The organism is Borrelia hispanica CRI, assembly GCF_000500065.1.
Lineage (GTDB): Bacteria > Spirochaetota > Spirochaetia > Borreliales > Borreliaceae > Borrelia > Borrelia hispanica.
Window position 1 is genome coordinate 168929 of the sequence record NZ_AYOU01000164.1, and the last position, 17376, is coordinate 186304.

At 25.4% G+C, this 17376-nt stretch carries 17 protein-coding genes; 12 read left to right on the forward strand and 5 right to left on the reverse strand.

Features of this window, described 5'->3' with window-relative positions; genetic code table 11:
* The first annotated feature begins 9 nt into the window (after nt 1–9).
* From U880_RS0109220 to phoU, 3 genes are read left to right on the forward strand one after another with little or no spacing between them, the layout of a single operon-like run.
* Complete coding sequence (locus U880_RS0109220) at nt 10–396, forward strand: hypothetical protein (RefSeq protein ID WP_024655736.1); 387 nt, start codon at nt 10–12, stop codon at nt 394–396.
* Nucleotides 393–1442: a hypothetical protein gene (locus tag U880_RS0109225; RefSeq protein ID WP_024655737.1), complete on the forward strand. Its 1050-nt coding sequence runs from the start codon at nt 393–395 to the stop codon at nt 1440–1442. Before U880_RS0109220 ends, U880_RS0109225 begins: the two co-directional genes overlap by 4 nt.
* Before the next feature lie 12 nt (nt 1443–1454).
* Entirely contained in the window at nt 1455–2126 is a 672-nt protein-coding gene (gene phoU, locus U880_RS0109230; protein ID WP_024655738.1) for a phosphate signaling complex protein PhoU, read from the forward strand.
* Nucleotides 2127–2178: 52 nt separating this feature from the next.
* On the opposite strand, the gene U880_RS0109235 is transcribed toward phoU, so the two are convergent.
* On the reverse strand, nt 2179–3024 hold the full coding sequence (locus tag U880_RS0109235; protein WP_024655739.1) for a CheR family methyltransferase: 846 nt from the start codon (nt 3022–3024) through the stop codon (nt 2179–2181).
* 189 nt (nt 3025–3213) lie between these two features.
* Here U880_RS0109235 and U880_RS0109240 point away from each other — a divergent pair, with 189 nt between their 5' ends.
* The 6 genes from U880_RS0109240 to U880_RS0109265 all read left to right on the forward strand — a co-directional run bounded on the left by U880_RS0109240 (nt 3214) and on the right by U880_RS0109265 (nt 11322).
* The gene (locus U880_RS0109240; RefSeq protein ID WP_024655740.1) at nt 3214–4725 is read left to right on the forward strand and encodes a peptidylprolyl isomerase; all 1512 of its coding nucleotides are present in this window, start codon (nt 3214–3216) and stop codon (nt 4723–4725) included.
* Between the two features lie 62 nt (nt 4726–4787).
* A complete protein-coding gene (locus tag U880_RS0109245) occupies nt 4788–6248 on the forward strand; it encodes a pallilysin-related adhesin (protein ID WP_024655741.1) in 1461 nt (486 codons plus the stop codon).
* A gap of 7 nt (nt 6249–6255) precedes the next feature.
* Nucleotides 6256–7008, forward strand: coding sequence for a lysophospholipid acyltransferase family protein (locus U880_RS0109250; RefSeq protein WP_024655742.1), 753 nt, complete (start codon nt 6256–6258; stop codon nt 7006–7008).
* Nucleotides 7009–7019: 11 nt separating this feature from the next.
* Entirely contained in the window at nt 7020–8816 is a 1797-nt protein-coding gene (locus U880_RS0109255) for a DNA topoisomerase IV subunit B (RefSeq protein ID WP_024655743.1), read from the forward strand.
* On the forward strand, nt 8816–10699 hold the full coding sequence (locus U880_RS0109260; RefSeq protein WP_024655744.1) for a DNA topoisomerase IV subunit A: 1884 nt from the start codon (nt 8816–8818) through the stop codon (nt 10697–10699). The genes U880_RS0109255 and U880_RS0109260 overlap by 1 nt, the downstream gene beginning before the upstream one ends.
* Nucleotides 10700–10782: 83 nt before the next feature.
* Nucleotides 10783–11322 carry a P13 family porin gene (locus tag U880_RS0109265; RefSeq protein WP_024655745.1) on the forward strand — a complete coding sequence of 180 codons (540 nt, stop codon included), beginning with the start codon at nt 10783–10785 and terminating at the stop codon, nt 11320–11322.
* Between the two features lie 158 nt (nt 11323–11480).
* On the opposite strand, the gene smpB is transcribed toward U880_RS0109265, so the two are convergent.
* Both smpB and U880_RS0109275 read right to left on the reverse strand, forming a co-directional pair.
* Complete coding sequence (smpB, locus tag U880_RS0109270) at nt 11481–11930, reverse strand: SsrA-binding protein SmpB (RefSeq protein ID WP_407637754.1); 450 nt, start codon at nt 11928–11930, stop codon at nt 11481–11483.
* Nucleotides 11931–11932: 2 nt separating this feature from the next.
* Nucleotides 11933–13405, reverse strand: coding sequence for an SUMF1/EgtB/PvdO family nonheme iron enzyme (locus U880_RS0109275; RefSeq protein ID WP_024655747.1), 1473 nt, complete (start codon nt 13403–13405; stop codon nt 11933–11935).
* A 202-nt stretch (nt 13406–13607) separates the two neighbouring features.
* Between U880_RS0109275 and lepB (U880_RS0109280) the strand changes: the two genes are divergently transcribed.
* Genes lepB (U880_RS0109280) through U880_RS0109290 form a run of 3 tightly spaced genes read left to right on the forward strand, consistent with a single transcriptional unit; the run spans nt 13608 to nt 15644 of the window.
* On the forward strand, nt 13608–14588 hold the full coding sequence (gene lepB / locus U880_RS0109280) for a signal peptidase I (RefSeq protein ID WP_024655748.1): 981 nt from the start codon (nt 13608–13610) through the stop codon (nt 14586–14588).
* The gene (gene lepB / locus U880_RS0109285; protein ID WP_024655749.1) at nt 14588–15223 is read left to right on the forward strand and encodes a signal peptidase I; all 636 of its coding nucleotides are present in this window, start codon (nt 14588–14590) and stop codon (nt 15221–15223) included. The genes lepB (U880_RS0109280) and lepB (U880_RS0109285) overlap by 1 nt, the downstream gene beginning before the upstream one ends.
* Nucleotides 15213–15644, forward strand: coding sequence for a DUF188 domain-containing protein (locus U880_RS0109290; RefSeq protein ID WP_024655750.1), 432 nt, complete (start codon nt 15213–15215; stop codon nt 15642–15644). The genes lepB (U880_RS0109285) and U880_RS0109290 overlap by 11 nt, the downstream gene beginning before the upstream one ends.
* Here the strand turns inward: U880_RS0109290 and bamB are convergent.
* Both bamB and U880_RS0109300 read right to left on the reverse strand, forming a co-directional pair.
* Nucleotides 15630–16661, reverse strand: a complete 1032-nt coding sequence (gene bamB / locus U880_RS0109295) for an outer membrane protein assembly factor BamB (RefSeq protein ID WP_024655751.1) — start codon at nt 16659–16661, stop codon at nt 15630–15632. The genes U880_RS0109290 and bamB overlap by 15 nt on opposite strands.
* Nucleotides 16662–16668: 7 nt before the next feature.
* Complete coding sequence (locus U880_RS0109300; RefSeq protein ID WP_024655752.1) at nt 16669–17304, reverse strand: BB0027 family outer member beta-barrel protein; 636 nt, start codon at nt 17302–17304, stop codon at nt 16669–16671.
* Nucleotides 17305–17376 lie beyond the last annotated feature (72 nt).

Below are 17376 nucleotides of genomic sequence, written 5' to 3' on the forward strand. Positions count from 1 at the left end.
AAAATTATTATGAGAGAGAAAAAGTTTCATTTTCAACAATATTTTTTAATTTTAATATTTTTATTAATTATTGTTTCTTTTTTTACTTATTGGTATTCATCTAAAATTATTGAAGAGAGTAAAAATAGTACTGAAGAGAATTTAAATCTTAAGTTGAAATTACTTAATATAGAAGATTTTTATTTTGATTTGAATTCTAGTTTTAATATGGATGATTTTTTCTTTCCTAAGCCTAGTCTTCCTGATGGTAGATTGGGTGATAGTGTAATGCATTATCGATCAATTAATGAAGACATTTTGAAAGATCTTTGGGTTAAATCAGATAATTTGTTTAATATTGATTTAGAAAAGGAAAATGAATTATTAGTTGATAAAATATTGGAAAATTATAAGTGAATAAATGGAATTTTATTTATTGTAATTTTTTATTCTTTATTATTAATATAGTATCTTCTTTTGCTTTTGAAAAAAATAAACAGAATATTTATGAACTTGATTTTAATAGTGAAAGGCAAGAATTTTTGGTAAATATTAATTCAAAATTTAATTTTTTTTTTAAAGATGAAGCTTGGATTTATATTAAAAATAATAAAAATAATCCTTTTATTAAACTCTTATCAGAATCTTATCAAGATGGTGCTATGTTTACTTTTCAAACTTCAAAAAATGTTGGAGTTGTTATGTTGACATTTAAGTATCAAAATGTAAAGGATTCTAGGGAATTTACTAAAAATGTAATTTTGAGGATTGTTAAACAAGAAAAATCTTTCAATTTGGATCAAATGAATTCGGAAGGTACTTTAAATTTGGATAAAGATATTAAAAATGATGAGGATTTTGGATTAAATAATCAGAATGGACATAATGTAGATTTGAAAGATATTATGAGGAGAGCTTTAAATTTATATCATATTAATGATTACAAGGGAGCAATTAAATTGCTTAATAAATATGATTTGAATAGTGATGAGTATATTTTATTAAAGGCAGAACTTTATTATAAGAATGGGGATTATTTGAACTCTTATTTAAATTATTTGAGTTTAAGGGATGATTTTTTTAATCAGATCTTTGTAAATTTAATTAGTCTTGGTATTAAATTAAATAAAGTTGAAAATGTATTAAGAGATGTTAGATTTTTAGTAGAAAATAATATTGATTTTGATGAGGATATTTATCTTGATATTCTTGAGTTTTTATTAACAAATGGTGAGTATGAATTTTACGCTAGCTTGAGTTCACTATATTACCCCAAATATGTAAGTTCAAAGTTTGAAGATAGATATAATTATTTATTAGGTAAATTTTATGAAACCGAGAGCAAATATAAAGATTTTGTAAAGTCTCTTAGTTACTACAAAAGAGTTATTGATAGTTATCCTTTTAGTAGTTATTATGAATTATCTAAATTAAGGTTTTTGTTTTTAAAACGGTTTTTTTAGGAGAAATTGAATATGATTAGGCGTAAACTTACTAAGCAACTTGAAATTATCAAAGACTATCTTTGGGATATGAAAGAGTGTGTTCTTAAGATGATAGAAAATTCATTAATAGCTTTAGAGTCTAGAGATAAAAATTTGGCTAAAAAGATTATTAATGAGGATGAAAAAATGATAGATGATTATCAATATGATATTGAAGATTTATGTGGACGCATAATTGCTACTGAACATCCTGTTGCTACTGAGCTTAGAGAAATTTTGGCAATTATTAAAATCATTAGCTCTCTTGAACGTATTGCAGATCATTCTACTAAAATTGTAAAAGTAGTACTTCTTTTAGAATCTAATGTAGGAGATTTTTCTTCTGTTGATATTTATCAAAAACCTTTAAGAGAAATGGCAGATACAGCAAAAGATATGCTTGCAAATATTTTTGATGCTTATTTTGATGGAGATTTTATTAAAATACTTAAGATAGTAAAGTATGATAATATTATAGATAAATTGTTTTCAAAACAAAAGACTCTTGTAATTGATGCAATGAAAAATAATCCAGAAAATTTGGATTATCTTTTAAATATATTATTTTTAAATAGTTTTTTAGAAAGAGTTGGGGATCATGTTGCAACAATAGGAGAACTACTTTACTTTGTTAAAGTAGGAGAGAAAGTAAATCTTACTTAAATAATGTGTTATTTTATTCTTTGATTATTTAATCATTATGATTGTTTTTAAATTAATTGATTTTTTTATATGTTGCTGGCATTACATATTCTAAGTTTTTATTACCTCTAATTGTTTCTGAATGTCCAATTAATAAGTAAGAATCATCTTTTAAGTATTTATTGAATTTGTCAGCAAGTTTGTTTCTTGTTTGCTCATCAAAATAAATCATTACGTTTCTACAAAAAATTAAATCGAATTTCTTATTAAATGGAAAAACATCATTCATTAAATTTAATTTTTTAAATACAGTCATTTCTTTAAGTTCATCTTTAACTTCAAATTTGTCATTTTCAAGTTTATTTAAATATTTAATTTTTAAATATTTTGGTAGAGTTTTTACTCGATCTTCTGGATAAATTCCTTCTTTAGCTTCTCTTAATACAGTAATTGAAATATCTGTTGCTAAAATTTTTGCTTTACATTGGATTTTATTGTTATTTATATATTCATTTAATATCATTGCTATTGTATATGCTTCTTCTCCACTTGAGCATCCAGCTGACCATATTCTAATTTCTTTTTCTTGCGTTTGTGTTATTCTTTTGATCATTTTGGGTAGAAGATTATTTGCAAGAAATTCAAAGTGATTAGGTTCTCTAAAAAAATAGGTGTGATTTGTTGATATTTTATCTACTAATTCTATTAGAGATATTTGATTTTTTTGATTTTCTAAGTAATTAATATATTCTGTAAAATTGGTTAAGTTTTTTGCTTTAATTGTTGATGATAAGCGACTCTCTATTAGTAATTTTTTTTTCTCGCTAAGATTAATACCAAAATTATTATAAATTATTTTGGAGAGTCTGTAAAATTCTTCTTGGTTTATTTTAATATTAAATTCATTATTTATGTTCATTATTATATGTCACATCCGTTATATTAATATTTCTTAATTTTTGCAAATATTAATTAAATATTAATTATAATGTCGAAATTTATGATATCAAATATTTTTTTAATATAAATGTTTGAATTGAAATAATGTGTGAATTATGCTATTTTAATATCTAAAATGCTATTTTATTTCAGTTGAAGGGTTTTTATTATGCGTAAGAGAATAAGTCAAACAAAAAGTGTTACATCTGGTGGTGATTTAAATGATAAAAGAGTTGGGATGTGGGGCATTTTAGCACTTATATTAATTGTATTTGGGTTTATTATTGCACCTTTAATGCCAGGATTATTTGATACTACTGATTTGTCTAATTTAAAGTTTGGCTTTTATAAGGGACAGCCGATTTATTATGCAAAAGATAATAAATTTGCACAATATGTTAATTTTTATTCAAATTTTTATTCTAAATTAAAAAGAGATAATAATTATGATATAGACTATTTTATTTGGCGTTTGGCTTTTATGAAGTATGTTGAAGATATTGCTTTTCTTGATTTGGCAAAAAGTAGTAACTTTTATATTTCAAAAAGTGTTTTGAGTCAAAATATAATGAACTCTCCTGTTTATTTAGATTCTAATGGTAATTTTAGTCCTAAAAGGTATAATAAAGTTTCTGATTATCAAAAGTTTAAAATTTATAGTGAAGCTGTGGAAAATTTGCTTTCTTCAAATATTCAGGTTTTTTTGAATAGTAGTTTTGTATTTTCAGATTTTCTTTTAAGTTCTGTTAAGGAGATGAGTAAGATTAGAAAAAATATTGCTTATATTACACTCTCTTATGAAGATTTTCCAGAAGATAAAATAATATCTTATGCTGAAGATAATCAAAAGTTGTTTAGAAGTTTAGATCTTGTTTCTATTAGTTTTAAAAATTTAAGTGATGCTAATGATGCTTATGACAAATTATCTAAGAGTATGCCTTTTGAAGAAGTTGCTAAGTTTTATTCTGAAGACGTTGCTAATTTTAAAGGTATTGCTTCTTCTAAGCAATATTATTTTGATTTAGATCTTATGCTGAAGGAAAAAGAAGATCTAAATGCAATTTTTTCTTTGAAGATAAATGAATTTACTAATCCTATTAAATCTAAGAGTTCAGGGGAATATAAGATATATAAAGTGTTAAGTGATGTTTATAATTTTGATCAAAATTCAAGTCATGATATTAGTACTGTTAAAAATTATATAGAAACTTATGAGCCCAATGTTATTGAGACTTTTCTTGAAAATAAACTCAATGTTATTTTATCTGAAATTAATTCTGATGTTGGAGAGGAACGATCTTTGCAGAAGTATAATTTGAAAGTTAAAGAAGATGTGGTTAATCTTGCATATAATATGAACATCTATTCTAGTACTTTAAAAGAGCTTTCAATTTTTAGTAATAGTAAAGATTTTTATGACTTAATTTTTGATTTGAAGGAAGGTCAATGGTCTAAACCCTTTTTAGCAGATCATAAAGTTTATTCATTTGCTTTACGTTCGTCTTTTAATGATTCTTATGAGTCTGATACTTTAGTTCAAGAAGATCGTATTATTGATAATTTTTCTCAAGCAAATAGTAAGTTGCTATTAGATAATGTCTTAAATAAAAATAATTTTAAAGAAAATTTTAATGAGGCATTTTTTTCTTTAAAAGATTTTAGTTTAAATGCCGGTAATTAGAGTGTAGTTTAGGCTGTTATATTTTATTGAGTATAAGAGTAGATATGTAAAAATCATGTGATATGTTTTTTAAACAAAATTTTATATTTCTTTTTTTAGTTTTGTTTTCTTGTGTTAAAGGAAATAAGGATTTTATTATTTTTAATAAAGATTTTGATAAGAAGATGAGTATTAGCAAATTAAATTATTCTGATGAAAATGTGAGTGAAGATTCTGGAGAGAATGTGTTTGGCTCTTTAATTGATCTTAAGGGTTATAAAATTTTGTCAGTTCATCAGGAGAATTTAAATTTAGATGTCTATTTTGAGCAAGTGGTTTTGGCTCAAAATTTTGCAGATCTTAAGACGCATTTATTTATTATTGGTTTTGATCCTAAAAGTCATGAAGCAGTTGTTTTGTTTAAGACACAAATAAATATTGATTCCAAAAATTCTTATAATATGTATCTTGAAGATATTACTGGTGATTATGATTTTGATATAGTTGTTCAGGGTTTTTTAGATGAATATGCTGTTTTATATGTTTTTCAAAGGGCAGTTTCTAATGATGTTTCGTCATATAGACCTATATTTTTTGATAAGGTTAATGGAAACATTATTATAAATAAGTATTCTAGATCTTCTGCTTATGATGATAAGAAATCAAGAGAAAGTTATTCAATTTCTTTAGAGAGATATGAAAAGCAGGGTGAGGATATGATAGTAAGTAAGATAGAAAAATATGTATATTCTCAAGTTCAAGGTAAATATTATCCTTTGTCTACTAGTGAAAAGGTTAGACGTGTAGATAATGATGTATATCAAACTTTAAAAAATTTGCCCAAAGATGAAGTTTATAAATTTTTATATGGTGTTTGGTATGATAATGATTCTCATCAACGTTCAGAAAAGTTAGATTCTAAGAATATTTTGCTCTTATCATTTAATAGGCATTTTAATGAAATTAGCATTTTTAAGAATAATTCTCAAGAAATCGCACATATTGAATATATTTCAAGACCTGCCTATAATATTCTTAATATCAGTACTAAATCTGTTTTTTCGGATTTAATAGTATATAATTTTTGGATTAAAATTGTTGATATTGATAATATTGAAATAAAAGTTGATACAGGAACAGATGCTTATGATAAGTATGGGTTCTCAGGTATTTTTAAACGGTTTAATAATTCTGTTTTAGGGAATGATGATCAAAATTTTTTGTTTATTCCAAATGGTAATTATGTTTATAAAGATGTTATTTATGATTTTTCTTATCCTAGTCTTACTTATATTGTTAAAGATAATATTTATTATGGGATTTTTAATGTTTTTAATTTAAATGGTAATTTAGTTCTTGAATATGAAATTAGCATGGATGAGAATAAGATAAGTGAGTCTTTTATTGTTGAGTATAGCGAGAGAATAGTTAATAATCAAAAATTTTCTACGATTGTTCTTCATCCTATTAAAATTTTAAAAGATGAGGTAAGTTTGCTGAAAAGGCAAAAATTAAAACTTGAGAGAATAGAGAAATTAGGATAAAAACTATATGAAAATATTAAGGAGTATTATTACTTATATTAGTTTTTTTTTCTTTGTATTATTTTTTACTGTTTTATTTTTGATATCTTTAATTTTTAAGATATTTGGCTTTGAAAATGCTTTTATAAAGTTTATTTTTGTATTGATTAGATTTGCTATTAAGATTTGTTTATGCTTGTCTGGAATTAAGGTTGTTATTACAAAAGATGATGATTGTTGTTTGAACAAAGGTGGTGGTGTGGTAATTATTGCAAATCATATTGCATCAATGGATCCTATTTTTTTAATTTATGTTTTTGTAAGGCCTTTTGTAATAGTTGCTAAGAGGTCACTTTTAAGTATTCCTTTAGTTAATTTTGTATTACTTTCTATGGGGGCTATTTTTGTCAATAGAAGCAGTATAAGATCTTCTGCTATTACTCAACAAAAGGCGACTAAAATTATTAAAGAGGGTGGAGCTATTGGAATTTTTCCTGAAGGAACCAGAAATAGAGGTGGAAAAACAAAAGATTTTAAAAGAGGTTCTGTTAATTTGGCTTTAAGAACAAATTCTCCAATTGTTCCTGTTACTTTACTTAATACACATAAAGTTTTTATTAAGAATTTAATATTAAATTCGGGATTATCAGTCTATGTGCATATCCATTCTTTAGTAGATGTTTCTAATTTGACAGATTATGAGAAGGAGCAGCTTCATGTTATTGTTAGAGATAAAATAGTTAAAAAATTAGAAAAAATGAAAATTCAATATAATTGTTGATAGGAATTTAAATGAAAATAAATTGTTATGATGAGAGTAAAATTGTTACCTTATCTTCTCTTGAACATATTAGATTACGATCTGGAATGTATATTGGAAGATTAGGAGATGGTTCTAATATTGATGATGGTATTTATATTTTAGTTAAAGAAATCGTTGATAATTCAGTTGATGAATTTATTATGGGTTATGGCAAAGAAATTGTTATAAAAAAAGAGGATAATGTCATTACTGTAAGAGATTATGGCCGTGGAATTCCTCTTGGAAAGGTTGTTGAGAGTGTCTCTGTTATTAATACTGGTGCTAAGTATAATGATGATGTTTTTCAATTTTCTGTAGGGCTTAATGGAGTTGGAACTAAAGCTGTTAATGCTTTAAGCTCAAAATTTTTAATAAGGTCAATACGAGAAGGTAATTTCTTTGAAGCGGTGTTTTCAAAAGGAAATTTAATTAATACTACAGAAGGTAAATCCGATGAACAAAATGGTACTTATATTGAGTTTTTAGCCGATACAGAGATTTTCGGTAAATATAAATATAATGAGGATTTTTTACAAAGAAGATTTTTTCATTATGCTTGTTTAAATAAAGGTTTAAAAATTAATTATAATGATCAAATTTTTCGGTCTGATAATGGACTTCTTGATTTTATAAGAGCCGAGATTAAGTATGAGGATTTACTTTATGATTTTGTTTATTATTCTAGTAAAACTTTAGAGTTTGCATTTTCTCATACAAATAATTATGGTGAGACATATTTTTCATTTGTAAATGGGCAGTATACTAGTGATGGAGGTACACATCAAACAGGTTTTAGAGAAGGTTTTGCAAGAGCCATTAATGATTTTTTAAAAAAAACATATTCATCTACTGATGTTAGAGAAGGACTTGTGGCAACTCTTTCAATTAAAATAAAGGATCCAATATTTGAAAGTCAGACTAAAAATAAGCTTGGTAATATTGAGACTAGAGGTAATATTGCTAAGGAAGTACAAAGGCTAATTTTAGAGATTTTATATAAAGATAAAACACTTGCAAAAACAATAGAGAGTAAAGTTATTGATAATGAACGTCTTAGAAAGGAATTAAGCAGTGTACGTAAAGAGGCAAAAGAGAGAGCAAAAAAAATATCTTTTAAAATTCCTAAGCTTAAAGATTGTAAATTTCATTTTAATGAAAAAAGTGTACATTCTGATTCAACCATGATTTTTTTAACAGAAGGAGATTCTGCAACAGGATCAATGGTGTCTTGTAGAGATGTATATACACAAGCTATATTTTCTCTTCGTGGTAAACCCCAAAATATGTTTGAAAAAAATAGATCCGAAATTTATAAAAATGAAGAGCTTTATAATATGATGGTAGCCCTTGGTATTGAAGAATCAATTGAAAATTTAAGATATAATAAAATAGTAATTGCTACAGATGCAGATTTTGATGGATTTCATATTAGGAATTTGCTTTTAACATTTTTCTTGACTTATTTTGAAGATTTGGTTTTAAATGGGCATATGCATATTTTAGAGACACCACTTTTTAGAGTAAGAAATAAGAGCGCTACTATTTATTGTTATTCTGAGGAAGATAAACAGAAAGCTCTTCTTAAACTTAAAAATCCTGAGGTTACAAGATTTAAAGGACTTGGGGAAATCTCACCAAATGAATTTAAGGGGTTTATTGATGTTGCTAATATTAAACTTACAAAGGTAGATCTTGTCAATATTAAAGAAATAAAAGAGCAATTGGGATTTTATATGGGGCCAAATACTCCTGAGAGACGAAACTTTATTATGGAGAATTTAATTTAATGAACATTAAAACATTACTTAGAGATAATTTTTTACAGTATTCATCTTATGTTATTAAAGATCGTGCAATTGCTAGTGTTATTGATGGATTTAAACCGGTACAAAGACGAATAATACATTCTCTTTTTGAAATGAATGATGGCAATTTTCATAAAGTTGCAAATGTTGTTGGAAATACAATGAAATATCATCCTCATGGAGATACTTCAATTTATGAAGCTCTTGTTAATATGGCAAATAAAGATTTATTTATTGAAAAACAAGGGAATTTTGGTAATCTTTTAACGGGTGACCCTGCTTCTGCATCTCGTTATATTGAATGTCGATTAACTCCTTTAGCGTTTGAAGTGCTCTATAGTAAAGAAATAACAACTTATGAGCCTTCTTATGATGGTCGTAATGCTGAGCCTTTGATTTTTCCTGCTAAAATTCCTGTAATACTTATTCAGGGAAGTGAAGGAATTGCTGTTGGTATGGCTGCTAAAATTCTTCCTCATAACTTTAATGAAATTTTAAGAGCTGTTAAGAGTGAGTTACTTGGTGAAACTTATAAGCTTTATCCTGATTTCCCAACAGGTGGAATAGTTGATGTTAATGAGTATGCTGATGGCAATGGAAAGGTTTTGGTTCGTGCAAAAATTGAACCTACAGATGATAATAAGGCTGTTTTGATAAAAGAATTACCTTTTGGAGAAACTACAGAAAGTTTAATAGCTTCAATTGAGAGGGCTATTCGTAAAAACTATATTAAAGTTTCGAGTATTAATGATTTTACTACAGAAAATGTAGAGATTGAATTGACCCTTCCAAGGGGGGTATATGCCAATGAAATTATTGAAAAACTGTATCATTATACAAATTGCCAAGTTTCTATTTCTGTTAATTTGCTTTTACTGAGTGATAGATATCCTGTTATTTATACTGTTACAGATATTATCAAGTTTCATGCTGAACATTTACAAAAAGTTTTAAAGATGGAGCTTGAACTTGAGAGAAGTAAGATACTTGAAAAAATATTTTCTAAAACCTTAGAGCAAATATTTATTGAACATAAAATTTATAAAATTCTTGAAACTATTTCTAAAGAATCCGATGTTGTTGATATTGTAATGAGTGAAATTGTTAAGTATGGAGATAGGTTTTCTAGAAAAATTGTTTTAGATGATATTGAGAACTTGCTTAAAATTCCTATTAGGAAAATAAGTATGTTTGATATTGATAAGAATAATAAAGATATTCAAATTTTAAGTAAAGAATTAAAAAGTGTTGAGGGTAATATTAAATCAATTAAAAATTATTCAATAAATTTTATTGATAAGCTTCTTTCTAAATATTCAAAAATGTATCATAGAAAGACAGAGATATCTCTTATTGAATCCAAAAATGTTAGAGAAATTGCTACTAAGAATATGAAAATTTATGTAAATTTAAAAGCAGGGTTTGTTGGAAGCAGTCTTATTGATGGTGAATTTATTGGAAATGCTAGTTATTATGATAAGGTATTAATCTTTAAAAAGGATTCTTATATTTTAAAAAATATTGAAGATAAGACTTTTATTGAAAAGAATAATGTTAGTGTTTTAGTTTATGATATAAATAATTCTAAGGAGCAGGTATTTTCTATAATTTATCTTAATAAAGCCGATAATTTTTATTATGTTAAAAGATTTAGGATAGATAAGTTTTTAACTGATAAAGTCTATTATTTTTTAAATAAGGATGATGAATTTATAGATTTTACTTTTGATGCGCAATTTGTGGCGTTTTCTACTAGTAGAGATGTTGTTAAAATGATTGATATTAATAATTTTATGATTAAATCGCGAATTTCTATAGGTAAGAGAATTTCAAATAATATTATTAAAAAAGTTAAATTTAAATAAATTGAAGATGAAATAAATTATTGAACAATTCCTTTAATATGTATATAATGCAAACACTAGGCTGTTTATTTTGGGGGTGTTTTATGAAGAGAGTATTAATTTTAGTTTTACTTTTATTTTGTATTTTTGGAAGTTTTGCTCAAAGTTATGATGAAATGAAGACGGATATTGGGAGTAACAGCATTAATGGGAGCGGTAATTTGGAGAAGTTATTACTTTATGAGAGTTATAAACAAAATGCTTTAATTCCTTTTTTATTGAATTTATTTGTAGGTTTTGGAATAGGTTCTTTAGTTCAAGGTGATATTACAGGAGGATTATTGATTTTAGGGTTTGATGCTTTAAGCTTGGGTTTGTTAGGTTATGGTGTATATTCTACTTTGAATTCTAAGTCAGTTGAAGTCCCAGTAATTGGTTTATCTCTAATGACATTAGGAGGAATCACTATGTTTGTAACACGGATTGTTGAAGTTATACTTCCCTTTACACATGCAGCTAGCTATAATAAAAAACTTAGACAAAATTTAGGCATTGCATTAGGAGGTTTTCATCCTGAAGTTGATTTAAGCTTTGATGAAAATTCTAAAGTTATCTTTGAACTTTCTTTTACTAAGAAATATTAATTGTAAAAATTGATATTAAAGTCATTGAGTAGTTGTAATAATGAGTAATTGTAACTACTCTTTGTTTATATTATGGGTATTGATTTAAGTTATCTTTTAAACTTATTTATGTTGTTGTGTTTTTAATATGACTATTGCGTTTATGATTTGTGTTTTCTTTACTTATACTGTTTGATTTCACGACTTAGATCTTTTTTTATACTTTTTTGTTTTAAAATTTCTCTTTTGTCAAATAGTTTTTTTCCTTTACATATTCCAAGTTCAACTTTTATTAACGAATTTTTAAGATATATCGATATAGGAACTAGTGTGTATCCTTCTTTTTCTTTGAATTTTTTTAATTTTTGTATTTCTTTCTTTGTTATAAGTAATTTTCTACGTCTTGTTTCTTCGTGATTAAAGATATTACCTTCTTTATATTTTGCTACATGTAAATTTTCAAGCCATATTTCGTCTTTTTTTATATTGGCAAAGCTGTCATTGAATGTAAATTTTTTTAATTTAATAGATTTTACTTCAGTTCCTTTTAAAACAATACCACAACTTAGTCTGTCTTCAATAAAGTAATTAAATCTTGCTTTTTTATTGTCAAGCAGTATTGGACTCATATTTATTCCTTTTCAATAACTAATCTAAAGCCAATGTTAGGAGCACACCAATATTTTAAAAAAGAAGCTTGTGTTGAAGGTTGAAGCGTTGAATTATTAGTATAAGTGTAAGTTCTAAGCTCTGTGATTAGTGAATTGAAATTAGAGTTTTCAGAATATATGTCATTTTTGTTTTGGAATAATATAACTTCATTAAAACTTGAGTTTTGCATTAAATTCCAAAATCCAACCTTTTTAGATACTTCATTCATATTTAAATTGTCTATTGATGTTGGTACTTTTCTTTGATATAACTCCCATTCTTGAGATATAGGAAGTCTTGCTTTAAATCCTTTAGGCAGGGTTGAAGAGTACCATTTAGCATATTCCATTGCTGCATAGTAAGATATGTGTGTGATATCTTCATTTGAAGGCATTTGATTAAAAGTTTTAAGATAACTTTCATCTACAAGTTCTTCTTTTATAAGGTTATTTTTATTATTTAATGCCCATTTAGGATTTTTGTCTAAAAAATTTTGATATTCAGCTTTAGTGATATTATTGTTCTGGATTAAAAACTCTTTTAATTTATATGTAGTCTTTAGTATTAAGTCTTGTGACTGTAATTTATAATTTTTGATGCTGTCAATGTTTTGAGATGTTATTTTTTTGAAGTTATTTAGAGATAAATTTATATTTTGATTTTCAAAGTTTAATATTTTATTTTCATTTTTTAATTTTTCTATAAGTGTTTTAAACCATTCTTCGTGAAACACTTGTTTTTGTTGTTCTGGGTCTAAGTTTTCAAAAAACCAAATAATCGCCCTATCTTCTAGATTAAAATTTTGTTTTAAAGATATCCATGTTTCTTTATTGTTATTATCATTTATTGAGTATATGGTTTTGTATGCCAATAGAAAGTCTTTAAATATGATATTAGAATGTATATGTGGCATGGAGGTTTGAAAAAATTTTTTGACATATTCTGAGTTATTTTGTAAATCATTCACAATTAGTGAAAATATTGGGATTAATTTTATGTGCTCATCAGCATTTTTAATTTTTGTCATAACTGAGAGTTCTTGTTGCCTTTTTGCAATGATCTTTTCAGGAGCTATTAGTTTTAAATTAATATTTAACTTATAATTTGTAAAAAATTTATTTTTTATATCAATTTTTTTTTCATAAGTTTCAAATCCAAATCTTTTAATTTTTAAAGTTCCTTTAGTAGAGTTTATGTATTTATTTAGAGGAGTTTTGCCAATATATTTTTCATCTATGTAAACATATGAATTGTTAATATTAGTTTTTATTTTTAAATATACTCCAGGATTATTTAATTTAGTATTTATGATGAAACCAAGTAATAATATTATAGGAAGGATAATCATTGTAAAGAAAACATAAACTTTTGGATTTATTCCTAATATTGGTTTTAGTTTAACTGTTAGTGGTTGTTCTTTAGTAACATTAAGACTATCATTTTCTTTGAGCATACATAGTGATTATAGAAAAGTATTAAAAGAAATTCAATATTGCTATATTTCTTTGCGTATATTAGTTTTGAAGAGATATAGCAATATGATGATTTATATTGAATTTTAGATTTTGTTTTCTTTAATTATTTAAATATAAGGTGTTATTGGATATATTGATAATTTTTGATTTTATGTATAATTTAGGTTTGAGGACAAATTTATGTTTTTAGAAAAATTGGATAATTTTGCTAACTTTTTAGTGAGAATTGTTGAGAGATATCTAACTTATAGGAAACAAAGAAAATATTTTTATAAATTGAAGGCTAGAAAGCGAGGTTTTATGCTTAATTTTTTGCTTGAACTTTTAGGTGCTTCGATTTTTGTTTTAGGAATAAATCAATATTTTTTACAGGCGTATAGAATTCCATCAGGTTCAATGGAAAATACTCTTCAGATTGGAGATTTATTATTTGTGGATAAATTTTCTTATGGTCCTGAACTTTTGCCGGGAGTGTGTAAGATAGGTGGAATAAAGGAACCAAATGAATCAGAAATTGTGATTTTTGAAAATGTAGAATATAAATCAAAAGGGCTTTTTTTTGATATTTTGCATAGATTACTTTATATGCTAACTTTTAGTTTTGTTGATCTTGATAAGGATGAGGATGGAAACCCTAGTGTTAGATTTCTTGTAAAAAGAGCATTATTTGCAGATGGTAAGCTTGTAAGATTTAGGAATGGATTAGTGTTTGTGAAGAGGGAAGGTGAGGAAGAATTTATAGAAGAAGACATTTATAAGTCTTCATTGGGATATAATTTTACTGTTAAGAAAAATGTAGAAGAGGTAGATTATAAGGTTTATGATAATCTTGCTATGTTTATTGCATTAAATCAATTAAATGTTAATTTGGAAAATGTATCTGATTTTTCATTTTTTAATCTTCGAGAAGTTGATAGATTTGAAATTGAAAGACTTGAGTATCGTTATTTAGTAGCTTTTATGCCATATGTTGATTATTACATGGAAAAGGCAATAATGAGAGATTATGGAATATATGTACCTTATGGATATGTGTTACCTGTTGGTGATAATAGAGACAATTCTTACGATGGAAGGTTTTTTGGTGTTATAGATAAAAAGAAAATTCTTGGTAGAGCGTTTTTTATGTATTTTCCTTTTTCTAGAATAGGTTTAATTTAATGCCTGGTTATTTGACTTTTGAACAAAGACTTTTAAGAAAACAAAGAAGAAAAAATTTTGTTAAAATTATCTTGTTATTTTTGTTATCTAATTATTGTTTTACAAAATTTGTTTTACAAATTTTTACTTTTCAAGGTGATGAGATGTTTTCTTTGATAACAAAAAATAATACTTTAGTTTTTGTTTCAAAACATATACGTACTTTTTTTATTCCGTTAACATTAAATGATATTGTTCTTTATGAAGATCCCAATTTAAGATACAATTTTATTTTTAAATTTTTTAGAGATTTATTTTTTTTAAATAATATTTTCAATATAGGTAGTTATAAAATTTCAAAAATAGTTGCTACTCAGGGGGATTTAGTATACGTTAAGGGTTTTGATGTTTTAGTATATAGACAAGTTAATAATTCTTATTATTTGAATGGTAATTTGATGATAGGTTATAGATTAAATGATTTTTTTTGTTTTGATGAAGTGATTAAATGTTATTCTTTAAAGAAAAATGAATTTTTTCTTTTAAATGAAAATTTAAAAATACTAAATGATTCTAGGGTATTTGGGCCTGTGAGACAGGCTGATATTTTATCTTTTTTATTGCTAAAAATAATGGGTTATAAGGTTGTTAAATAAAATTTTTGTTGATGCTGATTCTTGTAATTTGGAAATAATAAAATTTTTGCAAACTTTTGTGTTAAGTAGAAATGTAGAACTTATTTTGGTTGCAAATAGGCAGTTAAAATTAAAGATATTCAAAAATACTTTTGTTAAAGTTGTCAGTGATGTTGATTCTTTTATTTTGAAATTAGTTGATAAAGATAGTATGGTGATTACTAGAGATATATTATTTGTTAAAAGTTTATTAGATTGTAAAATTAAAGTTATGAATGATGAAGGTAAAATTTTCGATAGAAACAATATAAATTATTTGCACTTTAGAGCTAAATTAAATATTAACTTAGATATTAAAATTAGAAAATCTTTTTATAAAGAAACCAATAAAGTTAAATATTCGAACTTTACAATGAATTTTCATCGTTTATTCTTTAATTAACTTTTTATTTTCGATTTTCCATAGTCCTTTTCCTTGTGTTAATATGTAAATTATTTCTTTTGATATAGGTATGATATCATTGAGTCTGGTTTTACTTAATTGAGAGCCATTATAAGAACCTGACAATACAGATTGTGAGGGTGGCTGTAAGATAAAAGTGTCTTTATCTTTAATAAGTTCTACAAATCCATTACTGCTTCCAATAAGTATTATGTCATGGAATTCTCTTGCAAAGTATGCAATAAATTCTCCTATGTTATCACGATTGAATATTGGAGATTTATAATTGTTTTTATTTGAATATATTTCAAATTTGTTATCTGTTGAGTCATTATTTCTTCCAGTAAATACTAAAGTTTCTTGAGCGCCGCTAATCTTTGTGTCTATTATTGCCATTATTTCATTTGTTGTATTAACTTTTGTAACTTCGCTACTATTTAGTTTCCAAATTTTTGCAAATCTTCCTGTAATTGATTTATTGTTATTTGAAATTTGATAAAACTTGTCATTATGAGTTGCAGAATTAGGAGTTTGATTATTTCCATTTGTATCGAGAATAATTTGTTTGCCATTGTTTTCTGTTGCCAGGATATAAGCTGCTGTAATTTCGCTTGTACCTATAGATTTTAGAAATTTAATTGGAGTTACATTTTTTTGAAATAAAAATTTCCAATTGTTATTTTCAAAAGAATATAGCTCTAATTGTCCATTTTTATTTTGTACTAACAGATATGTTTTTCCTGACACATTGACAAGATCGATTACAAATTCATAAGAATTGCTAAAATTTACCCTTGTTATATTTCCGTTTTCCTTTTTAAATAGATGCATAGCTGCAATATAAAGAGTATTGTTTATTAGCGAAATGCCACTTGGACTTGAGCTATCTAAAATGTTATTGTTACTATTAATTTTTTGTAATTTGCTAAGTTGAGAAAAGATAGATTCACTTGAGCATTCTAGGCTTAAAAATGTTAATATTATTATAATTAATTTTTTGCAGTCTTTTTTATTCATAATTTACCTATAACTTGTTCATATTTACTATTATTGAGAGTGATATTAGTAAAAAATGGGCAGTTTTAGCTGAATTCCCAAATTCAAACATTGCCCACCATGAAGTTGTAACTCCTAAAGCCCATTTATAATTAAAATTCCAGAAAATTCCAGAACCAATAGATATTACAGGCATTGTATCGAATGTTCTTAAATTTGAAATACTATCACTTTTGTCTCCATAATAATTTAAAGTAAGTCCTATATTTGAAAATATGGGTATTTGAAAAAGTTCACCTATGTCAAATACGTAAGTTGTTAGGAATGTAATGGGAACTATGGTAAGTGTTTTGCCTATTACAGAGTCAGGGTTTAATAGATTAAATGAGTGATTGATGTCAAAATTAAATATATACCTAAGTTCGGCTCCTATAGCCAGATTGTTTAAGATGTGGTATTTATATTTGGCTGCTCCAAGGCCACCGGGATACAAGTTTGAAGAAAAGATGTTTGATAGATCATTGTAAAATAGGGGAATCCCTAAACTTAAATCTACTTCTATAATAGAGTTTCCATTTCTGTCTATTGAATATGCTTCTAGCTTTTTTGCATTTATGTACAACAATAATACTAAAATAAACCCCGTTAAAAAAAATTTTTTCATTATTCTCCATATTTTAAAAATTCTTTCTTTTAAAAGTTATTATATTGAAAAATAGTTTTTATTACAATTAAT